This is a genomic window from Clostridium sartagoforme AAU1, from assembly GCF_000401215.1.
Taxonomy (GTDB): Bacteria; Bacillota; Clostridia; order Clostridiales; family Clostridiaceae; genus Clostridium; species Clostridium sartagoforme.
The window spans coordinates 1-26855 of sequence record NZ_ASRV01000154.1; the positions used below are offsets into that span (position 1 = coordinate 1).

Below are 26855 nucleotides of genomic sequence, written 5' to 3' on the forward strand. Positions count from 1 at the left end.
TCCCCGGGGGTGCTTGCATCTTCGATTATGCCCGGGGGTGCTTGTGGGGTGCGTTGCATCCCACTTGCTACTACTGCTGATATAAATTATTCCCAAATCGCTAAAACGATTCTTCACATCTTCAAGAATCTGGTGGGTATGTGTTTCGTTTAAGATAAACTCAAAGCGCTCCTGTCCAAACTGCTTGACCATCTCCACAAAGGCGTTTGCTGTAAAAGTGTAATGCTGGGTAGAAACACAGAATCTTTGTTTTTTTGGAAGATTTGTAATAAATTTATCCTCCAGCAAATCCATCTGTTGAATCACCTGACGGGCATATCCCAGAAACTCCATACCCTCTTTTGTTAAAGCAATTCCTGTTCTGCTTCTCGAAAAAATTTCGAATTTTACTTCCTTCTCTATTTCCTTAATTGCATTGGATAAACTGGGCTGGGAAATAAATAGACGCTTAGCTGCCTCCGTAATAGACCCTGTTTCTGCAACCGCAATCATATATTTTAAATATTGTAAAGTCATAGTAATACCCTCTCATCTATCTTTTCTACTTTCACTTCAAATTCCTAGCAAATATAGTCCATAGTACAGTCAGAAATGCCATAGGTGATTTTTCAATTGATCCAATAATATCCTCCCTTTCTTTACTCCTACTATACAAAAAAAGTACGGTTACAACCACCAACTATGACGCAATTATCAGTTGCATTATTGTTGCATTTGAAAAAGTTCAGGTTTGGAGCTATAGGATTATATAGATAATCTTTGGACAAAATTGCTCTACTGCCCGATAAATTCCTATTTATCTTATTCATTCTTAATTTGGAATTTGTCTGTCTATTTATTAATTAAAAAAATACCCGTAATACATAGAGCAACACCCATTGCCTTCTTTATTGTGATTCCCTCTTTAAACAATAGTGCACCAAAAATAAGAAGAATGATTGCTATACACATATTTGCTATCAATGAGCCTTTGCTGATTTCCCAACCACCACGATACATAAGAATATAACCACCTTCAACCCCAACCACAACTAATCCTAATAGAATATTTGATATACTGATTTTTGTAACTTCCGTAGTAAAATAGTCTTTTGAAGTACCTAGAAATGCAAGAGCACTTATTAAACAAGCAACTCCATACGTTATAAACAGACCAATAAATGTATTGGTTGTATTTGAAATATTCTTACTGATTAAATGATAGCAAACATTACATATAATTACCACAAAAAGTGGCACGAGATAACTTACATTCATTTACCTATGTCCTCCAAATTCTTTTTCATCCAAATATGCAGACAATCCTCCTCGAAATAGGCAACACCTTGCTTTGTGTAGCCTTGATTTTCATAAAACCCTACAACTCGTACCTGCCCTAACAGCATTACACTTTTTCCACCATCTCGCCTGATATTATCTTCTGCAGCATTAAGTATTCTTTCCCCAATTTTTTTCCTCGCCATTCTTTAACAACAGCTATTCTTCCTATAACAAATGATTGTTTTTTGCTATTAAAGTAAATTCTGCATGTTGCAATTGGCTGTTCTCTTTCATACGCAATCATATGCTTAGCAATGCCATCAATTTCATCAAACTCTTCAACAAATCTTTGCTCTTTTACAAAGACCTCGCTTCTTATTTTTCCAGCTTCTTCTGGTAAGTAGTTATACTCTTTTATTATCATTTTGACCTCCTTCAAAACAAAAGGCATCCGAAAGCTAACCTTATAGTGTGAAAACACACCGTACCTACGGTTGGCTTTTGGATGCCTTATAATGCAATCATCCGGTGATGAAAGCATAAACTCTTATTTACTTTTCATATAAATTATATCTAACAAGATATTACAAGTCAACGACAAATTCCTATTTATTATCCTTAATCCATCTAAGTAGATATGGTCTATCGTTATTTGCTCCAGGTTTTTCAAACCATTCAGAACACAGATAATATTCCTCACCAAAGATATTTAGGATTGGCTTTGCCATATACCTAACTGGACGAATAGCATACTGTGATTTTTTTGCTAATAATGGATATTGCAAATCAAAAATTTCTTTTGAATAATCTTTGGTTTGCATTAAAGCAATAATTTCTACAGGGATTCGCTCGCTTTCTAAAATTGGTGGTAACGCAGTTCTTGCAATTTCAGCTACCTTTAGATTTTCATATCCTGAAATAATATCATCAGCACTTTGTGCTATTTTTTCTTCTCTTATTTTAGGCTCTTTGGGTATTGTAATAGTTTTAACTTGCCTTTTATCAAACAGATTAAATAATTGCAATCCACGCATAAATAGTTCTGAAGTATCTGAAGCATTATTTGAAACCTGTGTCACTGGCATCAATATTTCATTATTAAAGCTTTCATTTGCCAAAATATGCACATCATATTCAAGCCCCATGTTTTTGAGTACACCATTAATATCATCTACTGTAGCCATAAGATCGTTGTAAACAGAAGGATTTATTTTAGGTGAGGCAAAAACAATATCACCATATGGAATATTAAAACACCCTAAGATACACATTGCAGTTCTGATGCATTTTTTCACAACACGTGAAACCGTTTCTTCTCTTGAACCGTAGTTAAGTCCACCTTCGTGAAAAGCAATATCTACAGCATAAATATGAGCACCATTTTCATCAAAGGATATTCCTACAGCATCAGCCTCGCTTTGAGAAATCAACTGTTCAAGAGAATTGTTTTTAAATATATCATAACTATACTTTGATGAAAATAAGTCATTAGCTTTATTCATCAGTTCTGCAATAATATCCTTGTTTTGAAAGGACCATTCAGGCGAAACTGTCCAGTTCAATTGTATGAGCTGACAATTTTTAATGTGTTTAAGCCAAGATAATATAAGGGATTCCCCCATCTCAATCTTCATAATCTCACCTTTCCATAATTCTTCGGGAACTTTTCTTTTCCAAGAAGCCATAAATACTTATCTATTTCCTTTAGGTTAAATTGCTCTAAACCATAATATCTTTGAAACTCAATTAATATCCTTTTAAATATTACATAGTCTTTTAAATCCTCACTTTTGAATTCATAAAAGTTATCTTCATCCCTAAAATACTTGAGCAGAGTATCAACAAAGCTATCGTAAATAGGAAAATCAAGTGGCTTGTGATGGCTGCAGTATTTCGTAGCAAAGGAATAGAAATTTATTATATTCCCATTATCCATTTCAATTTTTGCGATATCCCCTACAAGGGTTATATCTCCATTATTTAATCTTTCATCGATATTTAAGGATATAATATGTTTAGCAACTTTATAGGCTGCAAAGATATTAGTGCTGTAAAAATCATTTAGCGTAGAAACTTTTACAAGAACATCTTCCATTAAAACATTAGAAGGATATGTTACAATGAATAATTTATCTAATGCTTCTTCTTGGAATTTATAGTTTTCTAAGTTATCCCATTGTTTAAGATACCTTATTACTTCATCTTCACTTGGTTTTGGTATGTCTGCTCTACTTTTAGTTTTTCTCAGTATTCTTGTAACTACTTCCTTTTCTCCTTTTCCAGCACTTAAACTTGCAGTATTTCCAGTAACATATTCTTTTAATAATTTGATATTACGGCAATATGTATAAGAATCTGATTTAGGATTTTTTCTTCCCTTATCTGAAAAGTGTTCCATCAGTTTTGTTCTATATCTTTCAATGCCGTCTTCACTAGATAGCACTTCAATTGGCTCTATACCTAAACTTTCCCTAAAAATATAAAAAGCCTCACTACAAATTATATCTTTATAAGATAAATGCTTGTAATTAGTATTTAAAAACTCCTTAAATCCTGCCTTTAATGCAGTCAAATCATCAATTTCAATATCCTTATCAATCATCTTTACCCCTCACTTTATCAACCCCAATTAATCTATGCCCTCCAATTCTTCTCTCATTAAATCTATTGGATGAACATAATTTAAAGAGCCACACATCAACGTATTGTTAACCCATTTATTAAGTTCAATAAGATTAATATTTTCACTTGGCAAATACTCTTCTATCTTCCACGATATACTTATATCAAAATCTTTCATTTGCCCCAAAACACTGCGGTCATGTGTCTTTGTATAATCTACATCTCCACATTTAGTTATATACTTATCTACTGTATCCTCTGGAAACCCCTCTGCTAAAAAGGTTTCTCTAATTGCATCAAGCACAACTTTACCAAATCTCTTAAAATGCTCCATCTTTATGCCATAAAGCACAATACAGTACCTAGTCTTATTATTCATAAGAATAACACCTTTTCTTCTATCGAACACAAATAAGTTAGCATGCCACTCATAAAAGGAACCTGCATTTGCAGCATTATATAGGTTTATCTTTATTTTCATTGCATCTGCAAGCTTTTTTGTACATTCTATAATCATAACATCACCCTATACTTCTGTTGCTTGGAAGAAGTTTTTTCTATGGCTTGAATCTTACCATTTGTTTTATTTACATAATTTAAAAATAATGTCCCAAGTAATAATCTATCATTTCGTGGTATTCTGTTCCACTCGTAGCCTTTAAATAAGTCTTTTACTAAAAATATTTCAGCATCCATAAGGTTTTCTGCTTCTTTAATTGCTATCTCCAGTAATTCATTTACATCAATCATGTTAATTCTCCTTAACAATCATAATAACAACATTGTTGACATTATTATATAACTTCCAATCTTTAGAAGTCAAACTATTCATACAGAATCTGTAACAAAAAAACACCCCATAGGCTTCTAAGAACCTAAAGGGTGATATACTCTCATTGATTTTTTAAATCTCCACATCCACGCTTGTGCCTGACTTGAATTCCACCGAGAACTTTTTCTCATAAACCGTTACCTTTTCAACCATTCGCCTCACAAGAGATTCATCGTATTCTTCTATCTGCTCCGTCTGTTCTGCAAGAAACTCCTGCATCTCGGCAATTCGTTCTTTCAAGCCTTCTCTTTCCGCATTCTCTGCCATAGCATTCTGCTTTAGTTCTCTCAGACGGTCTATCTCATCAGCAAGGTCATTATAATCCTTTTTAGCATTTGCTCGTTTTAAAAGCTCCTTTTGCAATTCTTCCAGCTTGGTATTGATGCTTTCCATAGAATTTTCATCTTCTAAAGCAAGTACAGATGCAATATTCTGCTCTAAAGCTACAAGCATATCATCCTTGCCTCCAAGTGCCATATTGATGGCTTTTACTACAGCCTCTTGTAGTTCCGTTTCCTGAACCGTTGGGGAGTCACAGTAGCTTGAACCATGTTCCACTCGGGTGACACATCGCCAAACAAAGGAACGCTTACCTCTTATAAATGATAATATAAGAATGCAAGTAAATGATCATATAATAATGTACAAATTAGTTTGAATAAATTATAATTACTCAAGATTTATTGGGGATAATTATGATTATAAAAACTAATATTTATTCAGAACTTAAAATTAATACTTTAGAAGATCTTCATAAATTAAAGCCGATTATGGAGGTAAACAATTTGAAAGTAAATAAAAGCCAAATAGCTAGAGAACTTGGAGTTGATCCTCGAACAGTAGGCAAATATTTAAATGGATATGTGAAACCTACCACTAGAAACTGCAAATCTAAAATAGAAGCTTTTGAGCCTATTATAAAAGAGCTTCTTAGCAAAGATTCAATTCAAGTATTTTATTATAAGCGCATTTTATGGCAATATCTTAAAGATAATCATGGACTAGATTGTGCACAATCTTCATTTAGAAGATACATCTCTAATCACTCAGAATTTAATGAGTACTTTAATAATAGGAAAAAGGGGCATATATCCACTACTTCGCCTATGAGGTATGAAACTGAGAAAGGAAAACAAGCACAATTGGATTGGAAAGAAAATATAGAATTTGTTTTAACTACAGGTGAAGTTATTAATATAAATGTTTTTTGTATTAATCCTTTCATACTCAAGGTTTAGAGTATATAAATTATCTATTGATAAAACACAAGACGTATTACTTTCCTTTTTAGATGAATCATTTGAAACATTTGGTGGAGTACCTAAAGAATTACTTTTTGATAATATGAAAACTGTTATGGATGAAGCTAGAACTAATTATTCTAAAGGAAAAGTAAATAATAAATTTCAACAATTTGCAGATGACTATGGATTTAAGGTTCGTCCCTGCATAGCAGGAAGACCGAATACAAAAGCTAAAGTTGAAGCTCCTATGAAACTATTAGATGAAATAAGAGCATATAATGGAACCTTAGATTATGAAGGTTTACATAAACTCATTTCAGATTTAAACAATAGAATTAATAGTACATGCCATACATCAACTGGCAAAATACCTATATTGCACTTAAAAAAAGAAAAAGATTCCTTATCTGAACTGCCTAAAGAGCAGATAAGAAATCACTACAAAATAATCACCACAAGTGTTAAAGTAAATCGTCAAAGCATGATTTCATATAAATCAAACCAATATTCTGTACCACCAGAATATATAGACAAAAAACTAAAACTTCAAGTTTATGATGATCAACTACATGTGTATTATAACACAAATTTAGTTGCTATTCATAAAATACAAAATCAAAAATTAAATTATCATGCAGACCATTATGCTGAAATTAGTGCTTTAACATTTAATAAAAATTCATATGAAATGATAGAAATAGCAAGAAATAATCTGAAAATGATAGGAGAAGTATACCAAAATGAATAGTCCATATACACAACTTATAAATAATTTAGAATATTTGAAAATGAAGCAAATGATTACTCATTTGGACGAAGTTATTGATTTTACAACAAAAAATAATCTATCTTTTGTTGATGCTCTTATTAAACTTACAGCTCATGAAATTGACTGTAAAGAAGCAAATATGATTAAATCTATGGTTAAGGTTGGAGCTTTTCCACATCAAAAAGAAATTAAAGATTTTGACTTTAATTTTCAACCTGGAATTAATAAAGATCAAATATTAGACTTTTTAACACTGCGTTTTTTAGAATCACAAGAAAACATTGTATTTTTAGGTTCTAGTGGAGTTGGTAAAACACATCTTGCGACTTCCATAGGAATCGCGGCTGCGAAGCGACGTTACAGTACTTATTTCATTAAGTGCAATGATTTATTACAACAGCTAAAGCGAGCAAATCTAGAAAATAGATTAGATGCTAGACTTAAGCACTTTAGTAAATATAAGCTTCTTATTATTGATGAATTAGGTTATTTACCTATAGATAAAGAAGATTCAAAATTATTCTTCCAATTAATCGACATGAGATATGAAAAGAAAAGTACCATCTTAACTACCAACATAAATTTTAATTCTTGGGATGATATTTTTTATGAAGCTGTTATAGCTAGTGCTATTTTAGATAGAGTTTTACATCACGCTCATGTCGTTACAATTAATGGTAACTCTTATAGATTGAAAGATCATTTTAAGCAAGAAGAAGATTAAAAAACTACATTCTTAAATGATCAAAAAGTTACATTTCTAGCTTGACATTTATATGAAGGGGGTGTTTTTTCCTATCTTCATAAGCAAATATGCAAAACACAAACCTTTACGCAAATGTCCCCAGTTCTGCGTAAAAGTTAGATCCCCTAACGCAAAAATTCCCCCAAACCTAAGTCTGAGGGAACATAAAACACACTTCAATATTTACTTAAAATCCTTCAAAGCCTTTGATATCAGTCTATTTCTTAACTAGCTTTACAACTGTCTCAGCAGTAGATTGCTAACAATCAAGCTTCACTTTGTTCGCTTTCTTTGGCAATCCTTGCATGGGTAGTTTTAAACGGCTTACTTCGTCTCTTCGGTCCTTGTAAGTCGAACAACTACCTCAGCAGTAGATTGCTTCTAATCAAGCTTCACTTTGTTCGCTTTCTTTGGCAATCCTTGCATGGGTAGTTGTAAACGGCTTACTTCGTCTCTTCGGTCCTCGTAAGTCGAACAACTACCTCAGCATGTGGTGTATTAGGAAACATATCTTTAACTGTGCTTTGTATAACTTTGTATCCTGCATCTATTAGATCCTTTAAGTTTTCTACTAAGGTTTTAGGGTTGCATGATACATAAATTATTTCCTTGGCATTAAATTTAATTACGTATTCTAATGCTTTTGGATGTACACCGCTTCTTGGTGGATCTAGTATTATAATATCTGGTTTATCTTTAACTGTTTTTATTATTTCTGTAACATCTCCTGCTAGGAATTCACAATTGTCTAAATTGTTTAGTTTGGCATTTTCTTTGGCTGCTTCTACTGCTTCTTCTATAAGTTCTATTCCTATTACTTTTTTAGCATTTGATGCAGCAATTTGCCCTATTGTTCCTGTACCACAGTAAAGGTCAAATACTACCTTATCATTGGATTCTCCCATAAAATCTCTAACTATACTATAAAGGCTTTCTGCCCCTTTTGTATTAGTTTGGAAGAATGAAAATGGTGATATTTTAAATTGTAAACCTAATAAGTTTTCTGTTATATAATCTTTACCAAATAACAAATTTACTTTTTCTGGTATTACAGCATCAGAAAAGGAATTATTTTCAGTATGTAATATAGATACTAATTTTCCTTTATAATCTTGTGCTTTTAGTATTTCTACATATTCTGTTAAGTCAAAATCTATTTGTGTTGTTGTAACTATATTAACCATTAATTCACCAGTGTTTATTGCTTTTCTTATAACTAGGTGTCTTAAGTAACCTTCTCTTTTCATAACTCTATAATAAGGCAACTCTTTATCTTTAAAATAATTAACAGTTTCTCTTATTATAGTTCTAAAATCTTCATCAACTATTAAGCACTTATCAACAGTTATAATCCCAAAGGATTTTCCTTTCATGTGCATGCCTAAAGTTAATTCTCCACCCTTTTCAAAATCTCCAAAGGTGAATTCCATCTTATTTCTATATTCCCACTGTTCTTTACTACCTACAACACCTAGGTAGTCTCCCATAGGTATATTGGCATCACTAAATAAAGATTTAACTTCTTCACTTAATAAATTTATTTGTTTATCATAAGTTAAGTTTTGTGATGTACATCCACCACAAACTCCAAAGTATTCACAAGGAGCATCTATCTCATAATCTGCTCTTTCATCTACTGACATAAGCTTTAGCTCTGCAAAGTTTTCTCTCTTTTTCTTTACTCTTCCACTTACTAATTGTCCCGGAAAAGCACCTTTTACATATATGATTTTTCCTTCTAGAGTACCTACTCCAACAGATGGGAATTCTGTTTTATCTATTCTGACTTGTACTGTACTTCCTTTTCTCATGCTATCTCCTAATTAAAGTTTATTTTAATATTGTCTTTTTTCCTATAGTTCCTTTAAGCTTTGTTGATTCACAAATTGGAGTATAAAGTATATTTGCTATAACATACATTATTAAAAACATTGGTTGTCTTGATACAATATAAAATCCTGTTAATTTTAATATTCCATCAAATAATAGTAGCAAACCTAGTGCAAGTGCTAATGATATTATTTGATCCATAGTAGTAGCTAAAACTCTTTTTATAAATTTAACTACTTTCCCATCTTGATCTTTTACTATTCCATCCTCATGCTTTTCTACAATTGTGTCTTCATCTACAGCATCAATTATCTTGTTATCTTTAATATAATTACCTGCTTCTTCTTTATTTGCCTCTCCAACTTCTACTTCATTATTAACCATTTCTACTTCTTCTTTATCTACCAATTTTATATCCTCCTAAATTATAAATTAAATATGTACTATTTCTTAAAATCATATTTCTTAGAGTCTAATTTGTACAATAAGAAATCATCCTTTATTGTTATAGTTTCTACTAACCCATTTAAATTTGTTTCTATAGTTCCGTCTGCATTTTTATTTATAATTATATCTTTTATTTGGCTATCTAATTCTGAATAATCTCTTTCAGGATTGTTAGTCATAGCCTCTGAAAATTCTGCTATGGAAGTTTCTTCAAAGTTAAATTTATCTTCTGTTTTTATCTGATTCACATCTAGTTTAAAGCCTATTTTTAAATTTAAGCTTCCACTAGCCATATCTTCTCCATACATTTTAAATCCATAGTACATACTTTCCATTCTATTTGGTTCTGGATTTAAATTATCTACATATATGTTATTATCATTTATTGTTTCTCCATTTGATTCTTTAACTTTTTCTTCTTTTGAATATTCTAAGTCATAAAATCTAGCCACATCTTCTATTCTTGTACTAATTTCACTGTTTAGTACAGATACTTGATCCTTTGTATAATCACTTGCCCATTCACCTTCGCCTATAAATACCTTTTCTTCAACTTTTACTGGTTCTTTAGTTTCACTCACTTCTTGCTTCTTTGAATTACCACAAGAAACTAATGATGCTGCCATTATTCCAGAAACTAATATTAGTAAAACCTTTTTTAACATATTAATCCCCCCTAGGATCTTTTTTTATTGTCTTTTGTATGTTTTCCTAAATTCATTTTATTATAACATTAAAGAAATTATTTTAAAAGTCTCTGTCACATAACTGCCACATACTAAACAGTTCACAATTCACAATTAACAATTCACAATTTATTATAGACTTTTACATAAAAATAGAGCTGATTTAAGCCAGCTCATATTTAAAGTTATAATTAAAAATACTTTATAAATTTTATATTTATTTTACTACTTGTGATACTATTATTGCTATTCCAATTAAAGCTCCAGCCAAGAAAATTGCTACTGCAACATTCCCCTTTTCAAGTTCTTTATTAAAATCAGCTGGTATAATTGCATCAAATATTTTGTATCCAACTACTAAAACTAATATTCCAACTGCTCCAAATAACAAACTTAATCCTAGATTCATAATGGTGTTTAAAAATATATCCATTCCCTTCTTCCCCCTTTATCATAGATAATTATATAATTAATTTTATCACAAATATTATTTCTATAATATAGTAGCCTCTAAATTTTATATATTATACTTTAATTTGATCCTTCATCTTTTCAAAGGTTTTTTCTCCTATCCCATCTATATTTTTAATTTCTTCTATTGAGTTAAATCCTCCATTTTTTTCTCTATATTGAATTATGCCTTTAGCTTTAACTTCTCCTATTCCACTTATTTTTTGAAGCTCTTCTAAAGTTGCAGTATTAATGTTTATTACTTCATCTTCATTTGCTTGTACTGAATTAGATATGTCTCCAGTTCCAAGATTGCTTCCTACATTTAGAGAATCATTTTTATTGGGTATTATTATTAGTTGATTTGCTTTTAGCTTATCCGCTCTATTAATTTTATCTATATTAGCTTCGCTAGTCAGTCCTCCTGCTTTATTTATTAAATCTCTAATAATGCTCCCTTCACTAATCTCATATACATCTGGTTTTATTACTTCCCCTTTTATTTCAACAAATATATTTTTATTAGTTGCATTAGCTACTGACTTTTCTTCATTATTTGAAGCTACTTCGGATTTGGTATTAACTTCAATACTATTTTCATTTTTATAAACATCATCTTCTTCATCTACAAAAATATCTTTCATATATTCATCCTTAAAAACCTTAGATTTATTTTTCCCATATAAAATGAAGGATGTAGTTATACATAAAAATACAATTAATAATAAAATTATATTTCTTTTAGTTACAATTTTTTCTATTCTTTTATCCATAAAACACCTCTAATTGATAAATACTCATTTTAATTATTAACTTTTTATTAAAATTTTAACTATTTTTATTCTAAATATTTATAAATTATAGAATGATGTCTTTATTTCTGTTAAAATATTTTTATCTATTGTAATAAATATATTGTGGGAGATTTAATATGGTAAATTTTATAAAGAGACTATTCCTATCCACTGTATTAGTAAGTAGTATTTTTACTGTTGCCGTAAAAGCTACTGAATTGCCTCCAGTCTTTTCTGAGGGTGCAGTATTGATGGATGGAAGAACAGGTAAGGTTATTTATTCTAAAAACGAGCATACTCAATATGAGCCTGCCTCAACAACTAAGGTTATGACTGCATTAGTAGTTCTTGAAAATACTAAATTAACAGATAAAGTCACAATTGGTGAGAAGCCAACCTTAGTTGATGGATCTGCTATTGGTATAGCTAAAGGGGAAGTTTATACCATTGAAGAACTTATGCTTGGACTTTTATTAGAATCTGGAAACGATTGTGCTGAAGCATTAGCTGAACATGTCGCTGGGTCTAATGAAGAGTTTGCAAAACTTATGAATGCTAAAGCTAAAGAATTAGGCGCTTTAGATACAAATTTCAAAAATCCTAGTGGGTTACATGAGGATGGTCATATTACTACAGCTTATGATTTAGCCCTAATAATGAAAGCTGCATATCAAAATGAAGATTATGTGAGAATTGCACAAACCGAATCTCACAAATATGTTAATCATCCCTTTTCTGATGGTAGTGAAAAATGGGCTACAAATAGAAATCAGTTATTTAACGAATATACACCTTATTACTATCAATATGCTTATGTTGGTAAAAATGGATATACTCCAGAAGCCAATCATACATATACAGCTACAGCAATGAAAGATGGACAATTCTTAGTATCTGCCTTCTTAAATGCTACTGATAAGGATAATTTTTATACAAATATAGGGCCATTATTTGATTATGGCTTTGATAATTTTGAAACTATAAAACTTATAAATAAAAATGATGTACTTGATACATATAAAATTAATGATGAGATTTCTATTCCTTTACTTGCTAAAGATGATTTATATTATACAAAATCTAAAGCTGAAAAGATTCCTTCATACACTATAGACTATTTAAAAAAGGACATTAGTAAGCAAAGTATCTCTAAGGGAGAAAATCTTTTTAAAGCTAAAATAAATGTTAATGGCGAAACAATTTCCTCAGTTGACTTAATTAGTGGTGCTGATAGAGAATATAATACTAAAATTAAGATGGAAGAAAAATTTTCTTCTTTTATTAATACCCCTAGTAGCATTGTAGTTATTGTTGCAGTATTAATTGTTTTGTTTATTCTTATTCGCTACATAATATTATCAATACGAAGAAAAAATATTAGAAAAAATCGTCCTAGTTTTAAATAAATTCTTTTTAAAAAGAGTATGCTAAAATAATTTTTTAGCATACTCTTTTTTTATTTTTCTTTTAGATATTCTATTAATTTCGCTATATCTTCTGGAATATTAGCTCTAAGCTTTAATTCTTTTTTAGTTCTTGGGGATTTAAAGTCTAAACCATATGCATGAAGTGCTTGCCTACTTATAATTTCTCCGTCTTCTTCATTCCCATATAGTGTATCTCCCCAAATTGGATGACCTAATGAACTTAAATGAACCCTTATTTGATGAGTTCTTCCTGTTTCTAATAAACATTCAACTAAATCCGAATCCTTAAATCTTTCTATGACTTTATAATGAGTTATACTTCTTTGCCCTCTTTCATCAATAACTCTTCTTATAGTCCCTTCTTCTTCTGGTCTATATATTGGCAAATCTATAGTTCCTTCTTCTTTAGCCATATGTCCATGAACTACTGTAAGGTATCTTTTTTCAATATTATTTAAAGTCATTTCTTTAGATAACTCCATATGTGCATATTGATTTTTAGCTACTATAATAAGCCCAGAGGTATCCATATCTAGTCTACTTACTAATCTAACTATACATTTTTGGTTACTTTCCTTAAAATAGTACATCAAAGCATTAGCTAAAGTACCACTTTGATATCTTTTAGTTGGATGGACTACCATATTGGGACTTTTGTTAACTACTATTATATCTTCATCTTCATATATAATATCTATTGGTATATTTTCAGGGTCTATATTTTGTGTTTCTTCTTTAACTAAATCAATTAATACTTTTTCATTACTTTTTAGTATATAGTTCATTTTTACAGATTTATTATCTACGAAAATTCTCTTATCTATTGATGCACTTCTAATTAGCCTAGAAGATAATCCTAGTTCCTCTTTTAAAAATTCTCTGATTTTTCTTCCTTCAAATTCTTTTGAAACAACTTTTTTTATAGTACTCATTTTTCCTCCTATTGAAAAGGAGCTGTCGCACAATTCTACCTTTTACATAAATAGCTTTCTGCGACAGCCCTGTTTAGTTTCCAAATAAGTTATAGTCTTTACCTAAAACTATTACAGCATCATATTCTTTATACTCAGACTTACTTATCTTTCCAGACTTTTCAATGCCAATATCATTTTTTAGTAAATCTTTTAAATCCTTATTATCGGTTTCTATTACACTTTTTTCTATATTGTCAGTATTTCCAACTTCTATATTTGTATATCCAAGTGAAAGTAATGTATCCCTTGCACTGGATGCTAACCCATCTATCTTTGTTCCATTTAATACTAACACCTTTAACTCTTCTCTATTCACTGATGTTATAATTGGGGCTGATGAAGTACTTTCTGCATTTAATGCATTTATTAATTCTCTATTAGTTTCTTTATCAGCAATTAAAAAAGATTCTCCATAAATATATTCTGGTTCTCCTTGAAGAGTTGTCATAATAATATCTGCTGGCTTTAATCTCATAATCTTCATACCTAAAGATATCAAATTCTTAGCTGGGATATTAGTATCTACATTTTGACTTATGGCTTCTAATATTTTGGGAGCCTTAAAAACTATACTTGGACTTAAAGCTTTATTAATAACTTTACTAATGAATTGATGTTGGTTATTGATTCTACCTAAATCACCTTCATCTCCTCCACTACCATCATTATTTTTTCTCCATCTAAAGAACTCTTCTGCTTTTTTTCCATCTAATAAAACAGTTTCGCCAGCTTTAAAGTTTATATGAAGGTTTTGCCCATCATCATCATAAAACATATCTTGCTCTATTTTCATTTCTATTCCGCCTAAAGCATCTACTATGCTTCTAAATGCTGTATAATCTACTTCTACTATATAATTTAAATTTATATCTAACAAGTCTTCTACGTGTGTCTTTATTTCTTCTTCTCCGCCTAAAACATATGCAGTATTTATCTTCCAATACCTTCTATATTCTCCGCTATCTAAATAAGCATCAATTTCTACAAGAGTATCTCTTGGTATGGAAACTACATGAACCTTTTTGGTATTAGGATTATAATTTAAAACCATTATAGTATCGCTTCTTCTACCAGATTTATTTCCTTGATTATCTACATCCCCTATATCCATACCTAAAACTAAAATATTTATAGGATCTTGTGATGATATTGGTGCTACACCTGTTCCTAATGTATTGGTTTTTAGCCCTGATAAAAAATTATATATATATAAGGCAGTTCCAAGTATAGCAACTAACAAAACTGTTAATATAGATATAGCGATTCTTCTTCTTTGCCTTTTCTTTTTTCTTTTTCTAGCTTCTATTTTCCTTCTTTTTATCTGTTCTTCTCTAGAAGGCCTTTTTCTTTCTACGCTTTCAAGATCTTCTCTCCTATTACCCATCCTTTAATTCCTCTCTGATTTTTTTCATAGTTTAAATAGTTTAATCTATTTTAGTACTATTTGTTAAGTACTAAATAATTTCTTGCCTTTATACTATTTATATCAATAGGAAAACCCTTATCTAATAAATATTTAATAGTATGAGTTAATCCTTGAAGAATTCCCTTATCTAAATCATTAAAACTTTCTTTTCTAATTAAATCTACCCCTGGAAAACTTCTACCTGGTTCTATCATGTCAGCTATATAAATTACTTTTTCTAGCTTACTCATGTTTTCTCTTCCTGTAGTGTGCCATCTCATTGCACTTAATATTTCTTCATCTTCTATTTTAAATATCTTTTTCCCCACTATAGGGCCAACAATGCTATGCCATAATTCTGGAGTTTTTTCTTCATCATATGATAATTTTATGTTATTTTCATCTATAATGGACTTTAAATCATATATAGTCATATTCTTAGCTATATCATGAGCTAATGCTGCTATTTCAGCTTTATTTTTATCTACCTTATATATCTGCGCTAATCTTATTGCAGTTTCAACCACACTTAAAGTATGATTATATCTACTTTCTGTTAAATGCTCTTTAAGGTAGCTTTTCATTTCTTCTTTACTAAGCATATATCTTCTCCTTAAATATCATTGTACTTTCATCACTCTTTAATATTTTCACAATAATTATAAATATTATTTTTTTAATAAAATCTAAAACCTCTTTTGAAATGAAGAAGTCAATTCTCTTTCCTTCCTTGATTCTATCTCTTATCATAGATGATGAAATTTCTAAGTCCATTATATCTAAAAAGTTAATACTTGTGTTATATTTTTTCTCAATTTCATTCTTTTGTAATTTTAATTGCTCTTTATCATATCCTGGTCTGTTAAATACAACTAAATTAGAAATTTTAAATATTCTATCTGGATTTTTCCATTTTTCTATATTTATAAGACAATCTGCACCAGTAATGAAATATAATTCATTATCTTTCGTTTGTAGATATTCTAAGGTTTCATAAGTATAACTAAAATCCTTCTTTTCTATTTCATAATTGCTTATTTCAAAATCCTCATATTTTTTTATAGCTTCCTCAACCATTTTATACCTTAAGGAAGCCTCTAAAATCCTCTCATTCTTCTTATGAGGCGGGCTTCCTGCTGGCATAAAAATCACTTTATCTAAATTCAATTGACATTTAGCTTCATATGCTATATAAAGATGTGCTAAATGAATAGGATTAAAAGTTCCTCCTATTATGCCAATCTTTTTCATAAAACTTCTCTATTTATTAGGTATTTCTATCTTAGGTTTTTTTGAGGATTTTTTATATAAAACTATTTTACTTCCTATAGCTTGAATTCCTTCGCATCCAATTTTTTCACATATGTAATTTGATGCTTCTCTAGCTCCTAAACCACTATTTTCAAGTACCTTTATTTTAATAAGTTCTCTTGCTTCTAAAGCTTCAGTTAATTGTGTTAAAAAAGCTTCCTCTACTCCATTTTTACCAACTTGGAATATTGGATCTAAGTTATTTGCAAGCCCTCTTAAATAAGCTCTTTGCTTTCCTGTTATCATTATTTATCCTCCTATAAAATATACTCAAATTCAAAATCATTAAGTCTTACCATGTCTCCATCTTCTATTCCCATTTCTCTTAATTTATCAAAAACACCTTTGTTTCTTAATACCTTATGGAAATATCTTAATGAATCAGCATCATGGATATTTACTGAATTTAATAATCTATCTACAAATGAACCGTAAACTACATATACCTTGTTATCTTCTTCTCCATCTTCAATAGATACATCATATGTAAATCTCTTTTCTTCTTGTATAAATCTTTCTTCGTCACTTATTTCTAAATCTTTAATCGGAATTTCAGAAAGCATTCTACCTGCTTCTTTAATTATTTCCTCAACCCCTGATTTTGTTGCCGCAGACATTTTATATACTTTATCAAAACCTAATTCATTTACTTTTTTCTTAAAGTCTTCAAAAACTTCTTCATCATAAAGCATATCTGTTTTGTTTGCTACAACTATTTGAGGTCTATCCCAAAGCTTAACTGAATATTTCTTAAGTTCTTCATTTATCTTAACAAAATCTTCAAAGGCATCTCTACCTTCTATTCCAGATATATCTACTACATGTATTAATAATCTAGTTCTTTCAATATGTCTTAAGAAATCTAATCCTAAACCTACTCCTTCAGCTGCACCTTCAATTATTCCTGGTATATCAGCCATTACAAAAGCATTTATACCTTCAGCTTTTACTACTCCAAGGTTTGGTTTTAATGTTGTAAAATGATAGTTTGCTATCTTTGGTTTTGCTGCAGTTACTGTTGAAAGGAAAGTTGATTTTCCTACATTAGGGAATCCAACTAACCCTACATCTGCAAGTAATTTAAGTTCTAAGGTAATCCATCTATCTTCACCTGGCATACCTGGCTCTGCAAAGTGTGGCGCTTGCCTTGTTGGTGTACAGAATTTACAGTTTCCCTTTCCACCTTTTCCTCCTCTTGCAATAACAAAAGTATCATCTTTATGTGAAAGGTCTGCTATAATCTTATTAGTTTCAAAGTCTCTAATTATTGTTCCCATTGGTACTTTAACATGAAGATCATCTCCATCTTTACCATAACATTTTGAGCCTTCACCTTTACCACCAACTTCAGCTACAAATTTCTTTTTATATTTGAAGTCTAAAAGTGTAGTTAAACCTGGATCTACTTCAAATATTACACTTCCACCTTTTCCACCATCTCCTCCATCTGGACCTCCAAGCGGAACATATTTTTCTCTTCTAAATGAGACACATCCGTTTCCACCATCTCCAGATTTAACGAATATTTTGGCCTTATCTATAAACATAAAATCACCTATCTTTCTAAATTTATTATTAATAATATAAACACGTACTTACTTTATATTATTTCATTATTCTTAATGTTTATTATATCATACTAAAATAAATTTCTAACTTATTAGGCATCTGAAAATAAATAATACGTCAAAGATGAGAAGTATATTTTGAGTTAGACAAGGAAACAGATCCGCAGATAGTAGCACTATCTAAGGGTTCTGTTGACGCAGTATAACACAAAATAGACGAGCATTCTGACTTATTTATTTTTTGAAGATGCCTTAATTAATGGGCAATTGACAGTGTACAATGGGCAAATATTATTCATTGTCAATTGCCCATTTTTATTCTTACAAAATAAAGCACCCTAAAACAGGGTGCTTTTTAGAAAAATAATATTATTCTGCTATTTCTTCAACATTTACTGGGTAAATGCTAACTTTCTTTTTATCTCTACCCATTCTTTCAAATCTAACGATTCCGTCTTCTTTAGCAAATAGAGTGTCATCTCCACCCTTACCAACATTAGTTCCAGGATGAATCTTTGTTCCTCTTTGTCTAACTAAAATGTTACCAGCTAAAACGAACTCCCCGTCAGCAGCTTTAACTCCTAATCTTTTTGATTCAGAATCTCTACCGTTCTTTGAGCTACCTACCCCTTTTTTGTGGGCAAATAATTGAAGGTTCATTATTAACATACTATTGCACCTCCTCTTTCAACAATCTTATATATTCACTGTCTTTTTCATTTCCAAAACTTAATTTAAGAGATTGTATCAAGCTTTCTATACTTTTTTCAAAAGTTAAAAGTAATACTTGGCACTTCTCTATATCCTCGTTATTAAGATTAGATAAGTTTATATGTAAAAAACCATCTTCTATATCATACTTAACTTTTAGCTTTAATACTTCCTCAATACCTATTACAGCACTTTGAGATAATACTGAAACCGAATTGCAAATCATATCATAAGCATCTCCGATTTTCTCTATTTCAGCTCTTGATAAGGCATGACCTTTTATCTTAAATCCAAGGCATAAATTATCTTTTTTAAAAATCTTTACTTTAATCATAACAATTAAGCTTCGATTTTTTCGATTACTAACTTAGTGTATGGTTGTCTGTGTCCAGTTTTCTTTCTGTAGTCCTTCTTTGGCTTATACTTGAATACTGTAACTTTCTTAGCTTTGCCTTGAGCAACAACTTTAGCAACAACCTTAGCACCTTCTACAACTGGTGTACCAACTTTTAAAGCATCACCATTTGAAACTGCTAATACTTCTGTTAATTCAACTGTTGAGTCAACTTCAGCGTTAAGTTTTTCAACGAATATTACGTCTCCTTCTTGAACTCTGTATTGTTTTCCTCCTGTAGATAATACTGCGTACATTAAAAACACCTCCTCTTATTACGGTCTCGCCAACCGAGGTACAAAGATTTAACTTTGTTTAAATAAAAGCCTCTTATGTGCGGTTTAACATTTGCTATTGTATCATATTATTATGTAGCTTGTAAAGAAGTTTATTCATATTTTTCATAGGCATTTACCTTTAAATTTTTTATATTTTCTTTTTGGCTATTAAATATTAAAGGTTCTATTTTATAGCCCTCAATTCCATCTATAAAATTCAAGTAAATTTCTTTATTTATTGAGTTTATATTAGTTAAAAATGAGAAAATATCTTCTCTTACCATTTCCTCATAATTTCTATCTAATTCTATATAAAATGAATTAATTGAACTTTCTTCTTCGCATTTAACTATTTCATTTCTTATTAGCTTTTCTATATATGATAACTTAAGAACGTAACCCTCATTGTTACATCTTTTACATTCTTCTTCTAGATATTCATATATTGATTTTCCTCTTCTCTTCCTTGCTATTTGAACAAGATCTAATTCTGTAAATGGAAATATTTTTATATTACCCTTATCTTGTTTTAGAGAATCCTTTAAAGCATCCATAACTAATGATTTTTGTGAAAAGTCTCTCATATCAATAAAATCTATAATTATTATACCTGCAAGATTTCTTAGTCTAATTTGTCTTCCTATTTCTCTTGCAGCTTCTATGTTAGTTTCTAAAATTGTTTTATTAAAGCTTCTTCCTTTAATGTTCTTTGAGGAATTAACATCTATAACATACATAGCTTCTGTTTTATCTATTACTATATTTCCCCCACAATTCAATGCTACTTTTTTGTGTCTTAATTTTAAAATTTCCTTTTCTATACCATAATGCTCAAATAAGCTTCTGCTACCATCAAATTTTTCTACAGTTACTTGACTATTTTTTTCTATTAATGATTTGACTTCATTTAAGTCCTCTTCGTGATTTAAGATTATTCTGCATTGGCTCCCTATATTTTCTCTTATAACTTTATTTAGAATAATATTTTCTCCATAAACTTTTCCTAACTTTAAACTATATCTTAATTTTCTTATAATAGTTTCTAATTCAGATAAGAGATTTATCTTTTCCTCTAGTAAGTCCTCGCTACTTGCATGAACTGCTTCTGTTCTTATAGTTATACCATAACCATCTATATCATTAATTATTTTTAATATTCTTTCTTTTTCTTCTGTACTATTAATTCTCTTAGAAAAATTAATTCCTCTTTCACCACAAGTTAAAACCATAAATCGCCCTGGTAAACTTATATTTCTGCTTACTTTAGCACCTTTATTATTTACTGGTTCTTTAACTACTTCAACTAATATATCATCGCCTTTTTTAATGCCTTCACTTTTAATTTCATTGCTAAAATACATGTATGCTTCTTTTTCTAGTCCTATATCTATAAAAATTGAATTTATTGCAGGAATTATATTTTTTACTCTTCCTTTATAAATTTCTCCCATTTTAGGTCCTGAAGAGTGCTGTTCTACAAAGCACTCACTTAATACATTATTATCCTTTATAGCAATTCTTAAAAGTGGTTCATCTCTTTCAATGAAAATTTCTCTCATAAGATACACTTCCCTAAATACATTTATATATTGGTATATATTTATCGTCTTTTAATACATACATTTCTTCTCTCTTCATATCTATAAATGAATCTTCAACTATTTCACAAATATTACTCTTTATATACTCTGCTAATAAATCTGGCGATAGATGTTCTCTACTTCCTGATGATATTAGTACGTTTAAAACTAGCTCATCATCATTTATCCAATATTTCATTTCTTTTATCATAGTCTTTAAATTTACTTCTTTTTCACCTTTTTTACTTTTCTTTATAGTAGTCCATTCTGTCTTACTAATAAGTTCTTCCATTTTATTTTCTACTATCTTTGAATCTGTACAAATCATCTTTATAGTAAATCTAGCTGCATCTACTAAAGCCATAGTTTGAGGTAATTTCTTTTCTCCCTCTTTAGTTATAACTTTTCTTGCATTTAAAAATTTAATTCCAGATGCAGTTTTAGAATTTAATTTATCTATTATTTCTTGCTCTTCTAATTCTTCAACTAAAACTATATCCATATATTCAGAGTCAGAATAAACTCCAACCGATAAAGGTTGTGCTATGGATAATGCCATATGTGGATTAAACCCCTTTGAGTATTCCATTGGAAGATTTGCTCTTCTTATAACTCTTTGAATTGTTCTCATTAAATCCAAATGAGATATAAATTTAATACTAGATTCTTTAGTGAATTTAATTACATAACGCACCCTCAAAACACTTCCCTTCTTTAAAGTTCACATTTACTCCACATCCTGTACAACCTTTTCTACAGTTTTGAGTAAGTTCTGCCTTTTTTGCTTTTTCATTTTCAATTTCTAAGTATTTTCTATTTACTCCAATATCTATAAAGTCCCATGGAAGTATTTCATCATAATTTCTATCTCTATATACATAGAAATCTTCATCTATATTACATTCCTTCATTGCTTCCATCCATACATCAAAGTTAAAGTACTCTGACCATCCATCAAATTTAGCTCCCTTTTCAAAAGCCTTAATTAAAAGTTCACAAGTTCTTCTATCACCTCTTGCAAAAACAGCTTCCATAAATGAAGTTTTTTGCTCATGATAGTTATAGTTTATCGCTCTTGATTTTATTGCACCTTTTACTGCATCAATCTTATTCCAAATTTCGTCCGGTCTAGCCATTGGAGCCCATTGAAATGGAGTAAATGGCTTTGGTACTAGTATTGATGTACTTACTGTAATTTTTAATCCTTTTGCTCTCTTTTCTTTAGGAATACCATAATAAACATTTGCCATTTTCTCTGCAAGCTCACCTATACCAGCAGCATCTTCTATCTCTTCATAAGGAAGACCTATCATAAAGTATAATTTAATAGTGCTCCATCCTGATTCGAAAGCATTTTTAGTAGCTTCTAATATTCTTTCTTCTGTAAGCCCTTTATTTATAATATCTCTCATTCTTTGGGAACCAGCTTCTGGTGCAAAAGTTAATCCTGTCTTTCTAACCTTTTGTATTTCTTTTATTAAATCAACTGAAAAAGCATCTACTCTTATAGATGGTAGTGCTACCCCTACATTTTTATTACTATGTTCTAAAATCAAGTTGCTTACAAGATTTTGTATATCTGAATAATCACAAATACTTAATGATGCTAAAGATACTTCTTGATATCCTGTTGCATCTATCATTTTTCTTGCTTGATCTAATAATGTATTAGTAGTCTTTTCTCTAACAGGTCTATAAATCATTCCAGCTTGACAAAATCTACATCCATTTGTACATCCTCTTGAAGTTTCTAAAACAACTCTATCATGTACAATTTCTGAATATGGAACTATCATGTCTAATGGAAAATCTACCTTATCAAAATTATTAACTATTCTTTTCTTAACTTTAGCTGGAACATCATCAAATTTAGGTTTAAATTCTTTTATTGTTTTATCGTCTTTATATGTAACTTCATATAAAGACGGAACATATACTCCTTCTATCTTTGATATTTCTCTTAAAAATTCCTGTTTCTTTCCCTTACCTTTATACTTCTTATAAATATCAAGAACTTCATTCATTATTTCTTCGCCTTCACCAATCTCAAAGAAATCTACTATATCATATAATGGTTCTGGATTATATGCACAAGGCCCACCAGCCATAACTATTGGTTCATCTTCTCCTCTTTTTGAAGCTCTTATTGTAATATTAGCCATATCTAACATATTCAATATGTTTGTATAACTCATTTCATACTGAAGAGTAAATCCTAATATATCAAACTCTGAAATAGGATCTTTAGTTTCTAGAGTCATTAAGGGAATTTCATTTTTTCTAAGCTCAGCTTCCATATCTGGCCATGGTGCAAATACTCTTTCACAATATGTATCTTTTCTTTCATTTATTGTATGATAAAGTATTCTTGTTCCTAAGTGAGACATTCCTACCTCATATACATCTGGAAAACAAAATGCAAATCTTATGTCAACATCTTCTGGATTCTTAATTACTTGGTTTAACTCTCCACCAACATATCTCGATGGTTTTTCAACCTTATGTAAAATATGATCTGTAATTTTTCTCATAATATTTCCTCCTAAAGTGAGAATTCAAAATGGCTGTCGTAAGACAGCCATAAAAAATTAACAATTTTATTTTAAAACTCTCATATAAGTTTTTTTCCTTAATTTTTTCATTCTTTCATTCTTTGATTTTCTATAGCCAGTATCTTTTCTATTCTAGCATATATGCCTCTAAAAAGTAAATCCATTCCTCATCATATAATAATTAATAAATAAATCCTATCCTAATATATAATTTATTTTCGATTTATATACTCCTCCAAAGTCATATTCCCATAAACCTTTAATGCATCAATTAATTCATCTTCATTTAATATATAGATAAGTTTCATATCATCGTCTAAAATATAAAATGTATTAAACTTATTTCTATCAACTAAAGCTAATACATTAACAAGCCCCTGCTTGTAATACACTGATATAGTTTTATTTTCTATATATTTATTCTTTAAAAGATTATTTCTTTTCTTAACTATGTTTCCCATAGTTATATACATTGTAGTGTGCTCTTCTATTCTAGTAATATATATTATGATTATCGCACCTATAATCATACTGATATTTAGACTATGTAGAAATATATAAATAAGAGTTGCTATTACCATAAATAAGATTGCTATAAAATAGCTAATTATACTAATTACTTTTTGAGCCTTTTTAAATAACATTTTCTTTGAAAGAAGAATTTCAAATACTCTTGAACCATCCAATGGGTATGCAGGTAGTAAATTGAATATTGCCAAACCTATGTTTAAATTCATACTCGTTTCTATAAAATTAGTATTATATCTAATATTAATAGTATAGAAAGTAATTGCAAGAAAAATATTTAGTAGTGCTCCTGATAAATAAACTAATATCTTTTGACTACTCTTTAAACTATCTATATCTAAAAGATCTGCCCTCATTCCAAATACATGAAGCTCGATATTATAAAATTTGCAACCAAACTTTAATGCCACTAGTATGTGTACTAGTTCATGTAAGAATACCCATAAAAGAGCAAATATAAACATGCTATTATAACTGCAAACTAATATTATTAATATTATTTCTGCAAGTATTTTTTTTGCCTCTCTCTTCATTTATATCTCCCTAAAAATTGCTACCTTCTCTATAAATCACCTTCTATTTTTAATATCCTTTAATTTATAATTCCAATTCTTTAATTTCGCCCATTACATCAGTATATTTTTCTTCTATAATATTAAATACACTTTTATAATCAATTCCCATCTTTTCCATACCAACTAGTAAAGTATCATATTTGAAATTACTAGTAACTGCACCCTTACATATTTTATAAATCTTATTTGCTTCAGTATTCGGTACAGTTTTTAATGTGAAAACTGCCAAAAACAATATAAAAGTGCATATTAATCTAAGAATGAACTTATCTATATATCCCATATTCTTTTTTGCTGTATTCATACCATAACTTCCTCTTCGATAAGTAAAATCCTGTACATTTCTAGCGCTTGGATATATATCTTCTCTTGCGCTGTTAATCTTATTATTTACTGGTGTTTTTCCTTTTACTTTTCTTCTTATTTTATCATAATAATCTTTATACTCCTCTCTATATCTTTCCATTAACTCACTCCTAACTCTTAATATTGTATTTATATTTTAAATACTAAAAATTTATGCTATTTATAATACAATTTCAAAACATTAAATTGTTATATTTAGTAAAAAGTTAACATATGCCAATTTACTTATTACCTCATTTCACTCTAAGTTAATGAAACCTAACATATGTCCCCACTTGAGAACTTAAGAAAGGAAATAATAAAAGAGTTATAAAAGATTTAATTTCTTTTATAACTCTATCACTTCTAAAAATATATTTTCTTTCTTCTCATTCCAACATTTAAAACCAAACCTATTGACATTACAGTAGTAAGCAATGATGTTCCACCATAACTAAGTAAAGGTAACGTTATACCTGTTATTGGCATAAGTCCTATTGTCATTCCGATATTTTGCATAAGAGCAAATAGAAAATATGCTACAAGCCCAACACAAATTATTGAACCAAAAGTATCTTTAGCGGTTCTTCCTATTGCTATCATTCTCGAAATTAACATTCCATAAAGCAATAATAAAAATGCTGCTCCTACTAGTCCCCATTGTTCTCCTATGCTTGCAAAAATAAAGTCAGTTTGAACTTCTGGTACATATTGTGCTGCATAACCTACTGAATTTTCTTTAGTTACTGAGCCTTTTAACCCTAAAGTTCCACCATTCCCTATACTTATAAGAGATTGCCTTAGCTGATAACCGGATTGTGATGTATCTGATTCAGGATCTAAAAATGAAGTTACTCTTTTCATTTGATAACTTTGTATTAGCCCTAAATTCCAAGCTAATACAACAACTAATATTAATGATAAAATTCCGCCACCAATAATTCTTAAATCTAATCCCGCTATGAAAAATATACCCACGACTATAAAAAATAAAACCATGGTCATTCCCATATCTGGTTGTATTACTATAAATACTGCTGGAACTATAGCGTAAAAAGCCATTTTCAAAAAGTTTTTCAACTCATTTATTGTTCCATCCATCTCTTCTAGTGTTTTACCAAGCATCATTATAGTTGCCATCTTTGCTAATTCCGATGGTTGAAAAGATAATGGTCCAAGTCTTATCCATCCTCTTGCTCCATTTATATCAGTACCTATAAACATTGTAACTATTAGTAAAAATATTGATCCCCAATAAAACAAAGGTGTATATGACTTTAATAATGTATAATCTATTGCTACAACAAAATATAAAGCTACTAGACAAACTACAAACCAAATTGATTGTCTTATTAAAAACAACTTTCCAAACTCAGCTGCACTAGCTAAGTAAATATTTATTATTCCAAAAATCATTAAGGCTATAATGGAAAATAAAATTACTTTATCTATTTCCTTTAATTTTTTAAAATCTATTTTAAATTTTGATAACATATTTCACCTCCATATATTGACCTAAGTTTTATTA

General features: G+C 29.8%; 31 protein-coding genes and 1 pseudogene. 3 read left to right on the forward strand and 29 right to left on the reverse strand.

Annotated features, from left to right (window positions below):
- The 9 genes from A500_RS12545 to A500_RS12580 all read right to left on the reverse strand — a co-directional run.
- The coding region (locus A500_RS12545) for a LysR family transcriptional regulator (RefSeq protein ID WP_016207960.1) at positions 1-516 on the reverse strand (516 nt) is incomplete at its 3' end.
- A 315-nt stretch (positions 517-831) separates the two neighbouring features.
- Positions 832-1257 carry a transporter gene (locus A500_RS12550; protein ID WP_016207961.1) on the reverse strand — a complete coding sequence of 142 codons (426 nt, stop codon included), beginning with the start codon at positions 1255-1257 and terminating at the stop codon, positions 832-834.
- On the reverse strand, positions 1254-1463 hold the full coding sequence (locus A500_RS21360) for a GNAT family N-acetyltransferase (protein ID WP_242835131.1): 210 nt from the start codon (positions 1461-1463) through the stop codon (positions 1254-1256). The genes A500_RS12550 and A500_RS21360 overlap by 4 nt, the downstream gene beginning before the upstream one ends.
- A complete protein-coding gene (locus A500_RS21365; RefSeq protein WP_242835132.1) occupies positions 1385-1711 on the reverse strand; it encodes a GNAT family N-acetyltransferase in 327 nt (108 codons plus the stop codon). The genes A500_RS21360 and A500_RS21365 overlap by 79 nt, the downstream gene beginning before the upstream one ends.
- A gap of 154 nt (positions 1712-1865) precedes the next feature.
- Positions 1866-2945, reverse strand: coding sequence for a hypothetical protein (locus tag A500_RS12560; protein ID WP_016207962.1), 1080 nt, complete (start codon positions 2943-2945; stop codon positions 1866-1868).
- Complete coding sequence (locus A500_RS21370; protein WP_016207963.1) at positions 2891-3862, reverse strand: hypothetical protein; 972 nt, start codon at positions 3860-3862, stop codon at positions 2891-2893. Before A500_RS21370 ends, A500_RS12560 begins: the two co-directional genes overlap by 55 nt.
- Positions 3863-3889: 27 nt before the next feature.
- Complete coding sequence (locus A500_RS12570) at positions 3890-4399, reverse strand: DUF6933 domain-containing protein (protein WP_016207964.1); 510 nt, start codon at positions 4397-4399, stop codon at positions 3890-3892.
- Positions 4396-4632 (reverse strand): single-stranded DNA-binding protein, encoded by a 237-nt coding sequence (locus A500_RS12575; protein WP_016207965.1) that lies wholly within the window; start codon positions 4630-4632, stop codon positions 4396-4398. Before A500_RS12575 ends, A500_RS12570 begins: the two co-directional genes overlap by 4 nt.
- 154 nt (positions 4633-4786) lie before the next feature.
- A complete protein-coding gene (locus A500_RS12580; protein WP_083935701.1) occupies positions 4787-5332 on the reverse strand; it encodes a recombinase zinc beta ribbon domain-containing protein in 546 nt (181 codons plus the stop codon).
- 77 nt (positions 5333-5409) lie between these two features.
- Here A500_RS12580 and istA point away from each other — a divergent pair.
- Positions 5410-6706, forward strand: a pseudogene (gene istA / locus A500_RS12585) (IS21 family transposase).
- Positions 6699-7451 carry an IS21-like element helper ATPase IstB gene (istB, locus tag A500_RS12590; RefSeq protein WP_016207967.1) on the forward strand — a complete coding sequence of 251 codons (753 nt, stop codon included), beginning with the start codon at positions 6699-6701 and terminating at the stop codon, positions 7449-7451. The pseudogene istA and the gene istB overlap by 8 nt, the downstream one beginning before the upstream one ends.
- 464 nt (positions 7452-7915) lie before the next feature.
- Here istB and rlmD read toward each other — a convergent pair whose 3' ends face one another.
- From rlmD to A500_RS12615, 5 genes are all read right to left on the reverse strand, one after another.
- On the reverse strand, positions 7916-9283 hold the full coding sequence (gene rlmD, locus A500_RS12595; protein WP_016207968.1) for a 23S rRNA (uracil(1939)-C(5))-methyltransferase RlmD: 1368 nt from the start codon (positions 9281-9283) through the stop codon (positions 7916-7918).
- 19 nt (positions 9284-9302) lie between these two features.
- Positions 9303-9710 carry a hypothetical protein gene (locus A500_RS12600; protein WP_016207969.1) on the reverse strand — a complete coding sequence of 136 codons (408 nt, stop codon included), beginning with the start codon at positions 9708-9710 and terminating at the stop codon, positions 9303-9305.
- 35 nt (positions 9711-9745) lie between these two features.
- The gene (locus tag A500_RS12605; RefSeq protein ID WP_016207970.1) at positions 9746-10414 is read right to left on the reverse strand and encodes a hypothetical protein; all 669 of its coding nucleotides are present in this window, start codon (positions 10412-10414) and stop codon (positions 9746-9748) included.
- A 238-nt stretch (positions 10415-10652) separates the two neighbouring features.
- The gene (locus A500_RS12610; RefSeq protein WP_016207971.1) at positions 10653-10868 is read right to left on the reverse strand and encodes a DUF350 domain-containing protein; all 216 of its coding nucleotides are present in this window, start codon (positions 10866-10868) and stop codon (positions 10653-10655) included.
- 91 nt (positions 10869-10959) lie between these two features.
- The gene (locus A500_RS12615; protein ID WP_016207972.1) at positions 10960-11658 is read right to left on the reverse strand and encodes a helix-hairpin-helix domain-containing protein; all 699 of its coding nucleotides are present in this window, start codon (positions 11656-11658) and stop codon (positions 10960-10962) included.
- 158 nt (positions 11659-11816) lie between these two features.
- On the opposite strand from A500_RS12615, the gene A500_RS12620 reads away from it, so the two are divergent.
- Complete coding sequence (locus A500_RS12620; RefSeq protein ID WP_016207973.1) at positions 11817-13085, forward strand: D-alanyl-D-alanine carboxypeptidase family protein; 1269 nt, start codon at positions 11817-11819, stop codon at positions 13083-13085.
- Positions 13086-13135: 50 nt separating this feature from the next.
- Here the strand turns inward: A500_RS12620 and A500_RS12625 are convergent, their stop codons facing one another.
- The 15 genes from A500_RS12625 to rodA all read right to left on the reverse strand — a co-directional run bounded on the left by A500_RS12625 (position 13136) and on the right by rodA (position 26821).
- Complete coding sequence (locus A500_RS12625) at positions 13136-14038, reverse strand: RluA family pseudouridine synthase (protein ID WP_016207974.1); 903 nt, start codon at positions 14036-14038, stop codon at positions 13136-13138.
- Between the two features lie 73 nt (positions 14039-14111).
- A complete protein-coding gene (locus tag A500_RS12630; RefSeq protein WP_016207975.1) occupies positions 14112-15464 on the reverse strand; it encodes an LCP family protein in 1353 nt (450 codons plus the stop codon).
- A 56-nt stretch (positions 15465-15520) separates the two neighbouring features.
- A complete protein-coding gene (gene yqeK / locus A500_RS12635; protein WP_016207976.1) occupies positions 15521-16087 on the reverse strand; it encodes a bis(5'-nucleosyl)-tetraphosphatase (symmetrical) YqeK in 567 nt (188 codons plus the stop codon).
- A complete protein-coding gene (gene nadD / locus A500_RS12640; protein ID WP_016207977.1) occupies positions 16080-16736 on the reverse strand; it encodes a nicotinate-nucleotide adenylyltransferase in 657 nt (218 codons plus the stop codon). Before nadD ends, yqeK begins: the two co-directional genes overlap by 8 nt.
- 9 nt (positions 16737-16745) lie before the next feature.
- Positions 16746-17042, reverse strand: a complete 297-nt coding sequence (locus tag A500_RS12645) for a YhbY family RNA-binding protein (RefSeq protein WP_016207978.1) — start codon at positions 17040-17042, stop codon at positions 16746-16748.
- An 11-nt stretch (positions 17043-17053) separates the two neighbouring features.
- On the reverse strand, positions 17054-18343 hold the full coding sequence (obgE, locus tag A500_RS12650) for a GTPase ObgE (RefSeq protein WP_016207979.1): 1290 nt from the start codon (positions 18341-18343) through the stop codon (positions 17054-17056).
- A 390-nt stretch (positions 18344-18733) separates the two neighbouring features.
- On the reverse strand, positions 18734-19033 hold the full coding sequence (gene rpmA / locus A500_RS12655) for a 50S ribosomal protein L27 (RefSeq protein ID WP_008676729.1): 300 nt from the start codon (positions 19031-19033) through the stop codon (positions 18734-18736).
- 1 nt (position 19034) lies between these two features.
- Positions 19035-19409, reverse strand: coding sequence for a ribosomal-processing cysteine protease Prp (locus A500_RS12660; RefSeq protein WP_016207980.1), 375 nt, complete (start codon positions 19407-19409; stop codon positions 19035-19037).
- Between the two features lie 5 nt (positions 19410-19414).
- Complete coding sequence (gene rplU / locus A500_RS12665) at positions 19415-19726, reverse strand: 50S ribosomal protein L21 (protein WP_008676723.1); 312 nt, start codon at positions 19724-19726, stop codon at positions 19415-19417.
- A gap of 131 nt (positions 19727-19857) precedes the next feature.
- Entirely contained in the window at positions 19858-21306 is a 1449-nt protein-coding gene (locus tag A500_RS12670) for an Rne/Rng family ribonuclease (protein WP_016207981.1), read from the reverse strand.
- Between the two features lie 13 nt (positions 21307-21319).
- Positions 21320-22021, reverse strand: a complete 702-nt coding sequence (locus tag A500_RS12675) for a TIGR03936 family radical SAM-associated protein (protein WP_016207982.1) — start codon at positions 22019-22021, stop codon at positions 21320-21322.
- The gene (locus A500_RS12680) at positions 22005-23858 is read right to left on the reverse strand and encodes a TIGR03960 family B12-binding radical SAM protein (RefSeq protein ID WP_016207983.1); all 1854 of its coding nucleotides are present in this window, start codon (positions 23856-23858) and stop codon (positions 22005-22007) included. Before A500_RS12680 ends, A500_RS12675 begins: the two co-directional genes overlap by 17 nt.
- A 233-nt stretch (positions 23859-24091) precedes the next feature.
- Entirely contained in the window at positions 24092-24940 is an 849-nt protein-coding gene (locus A500_RS12685; protein WP_016207984.1) for a site-2 protease family protein, read from the reverse strand.
- Between the two features lie 64 nt (positions 24941-25004).
- Positions 25005-25448, reverse strand: coding sequence for a hypothetical protein (locus A500_RS12690; RefSeq protein WP_016207985.1), 444 nt, complete (start codon positions 25446-25448; stop codon positions 25005-25007).
- Positions 25449-25693: 245 nt separating this feature from the next.
- Positions 25694-26821, reverse strand: coding sequence for a rod shape-determining protein RodA (gene rodA / locus A500_RS12695; protein WP_016207986.1), 1128 nt, complete (start codon positions 26819-26821; stop codon positions 25694-25696).
- Positions 26822-26855: the final 34 nt, after the last annotated feature.

Coding starts and splice junctions, on each gene's coding strand:
- A500_RS12550 (WP_016207961.1), bottom strand. CDS start 1,257: ATGAATGTAAGTTATCTCGTGCCACTTTTTGTGGTAATTATATGTAAT.
- A500_RS21360 (WP_242835131.1), bottom strand. CDS start 1,463: ATGGCGAGGAAAAAAATTGGGGAAAGAATACTTAATGCTGCAGAAGAT.
- A500_RS21365 (WP_242835132.1), bottom strand. CDS start 1,711: ATGCCTTTTGTTTTGAAGGAGGTCAAAATGATAATAAAAGAGTATAAC.
- A500_RS12560 (WP_016207962.1), bottom strand. CDS start 2,945: ATGGCTTCTTGGAAAAGAAAAGTTCCCGAAGAATTATGGAAAGGTGAG.
- A500_RS21370 (WP_016207963.1), bottom strand. CDS start 3,862: ATGATTGATAAGGATATTGAAATTGATGATTTGACTGCATTAAAGGCA.
- A500_RS12570 (WP_016207964.1), bottom strand. CDS start 4,399: ATGATTATAGAATGTACAAAAAAGCTTGCAGATGCAATGAAAATAAAG.
- A500_RS12575 (WP_016207965.1), bottom strand. CDS start 4,632: ATGATTGATGTAAATGAATTACTGGAGATAGCAATTAAAGAAGCAGAA.
- istB (WP_016207967.1), top strand. CDS start 6,699: ATGAATAGTCCATATACACAACTTATAAATAATTTAGAATATTTGAAA.
- rlmD (WP_016207968.1), bottom strand. CDS start 9,283: ATGAGAAAAGGAAGTACAGTACAAGTCAGAATAGATAAAACAGAATTC.
- A500_RS12605 (WP_016207970.1), bottom strand. CDS start 10,414: ATGTTAAAAAAGGTTTTACTAATATTAGTTTCTGGAATAATGGCAGCA.
- A500_RS12610 (WP_016207971.1), bottom strand. CDS start 10,868: ATGGATATATTTTTAAACACCATTATGAATCTAGGATTAAGTTTGTTA.
- A500_RS12615 (WP_016207972.1), bottom strand. CDS start 11,658: ATGGATAAAAGAATAGAAAAAATTGTAACTAAAAGAAATATAATTTTA.
- A500_RS12620 (WP_016207973.1), top strand. CDS start 11,817: ATGGTAAATTTTATAAAGAGACTATTCCTATCCACTGTATTAGTAAGT.
- A500_RS12625 (WP_016207974.1), bottom strand. CDS start 14,038: ATGAGTACTATAAAAAAAGTTGTTTCAAAAGAATTTGAAGGAAGAAAA.
- A500_RS12630 (WP_016207975.1), bottom strand. CDS start 15,464: ATGGGTAATAGGAGAGAAGATCTTGAAAGCGTAGAAAGAAAAAGGCCT.
- yqeK (WP_016207976.1), bottom strand. CDS start 16,087: ATGCTTAGTAAAGAAGAAATGAAAAGCTACCTTAAAGAGCATTTAACA.
- nadD (WP_016207977.1), bottom strand. CDS start 16,736: ATGAAAAAGATTGGCATAATAGGAGGAACTTTTAATCCTATTCATTTA.
- A500_RS12645 (WP_016207978.1), bottom strand. CDS start 17,042: ATGATAACAGGAAAGCAAAGAGCTTATTTAAGAGGGCTTGCAAATAAC.
- obgE (WP_016207979.1), bottom strand. CDS start 18,343: ATGTTTATAGATAAGGCCAAAATATTCGTTAAATCTGGAGATGGTGGA.
- rpmA (WP_008676729.1), bottom strand. CDS start 19,033: ATGTTAATAATGAACCTTCAATTATTTGCCCACAAAAAAGGGGTAGGT.
- A500_RS12660 (WP_016207980.1), bottom strand. CDS start 19,409: ATGATTAAAGTAAAGATTTTTAAAAAAGATAATTTATGCCTTGGATTT.
- rplU (WP_008676723.1), bottom strand. CDS start 19,726: ATGTACGCAGTATTATCTACAGGAGGAAAACAATACAGAGTTCAAGAA.
- A500_RS12670 (WP_016207981.1), bottom strand. CDS start 21,306: ATGAGAGAAATTTTCATTGAAAGAGATGAACCACTTTTAAGAATTGCT.
- A500_RS12680 (WP_016207983.1), bottom strand. CDS start 23,858: ATGAGAAAAATTACAGATCATATTTTACATAAGGTTGAAAAACCATCG.
- A500_RS12685 (WP_016207984.1), bottom strand. CDS start 24,940: ATGAAGAGAGAGGCAAAAAAAATACTTGCAGAAATAATATTAATAATA.
- A500_RS12690 (WP_016207985.1), bottom strand. CDS start 25,448: ATGGAAAGATATAGAGAGGAGTATAAAGATTATTATGATAAAATAAGA.
- rodA (WP_016207986.1), bottom strand. CDS start 26,821: ATGTTATCAAAATTTAAAATAGATTTTAAAAAATTAAAGGAAATAGAT.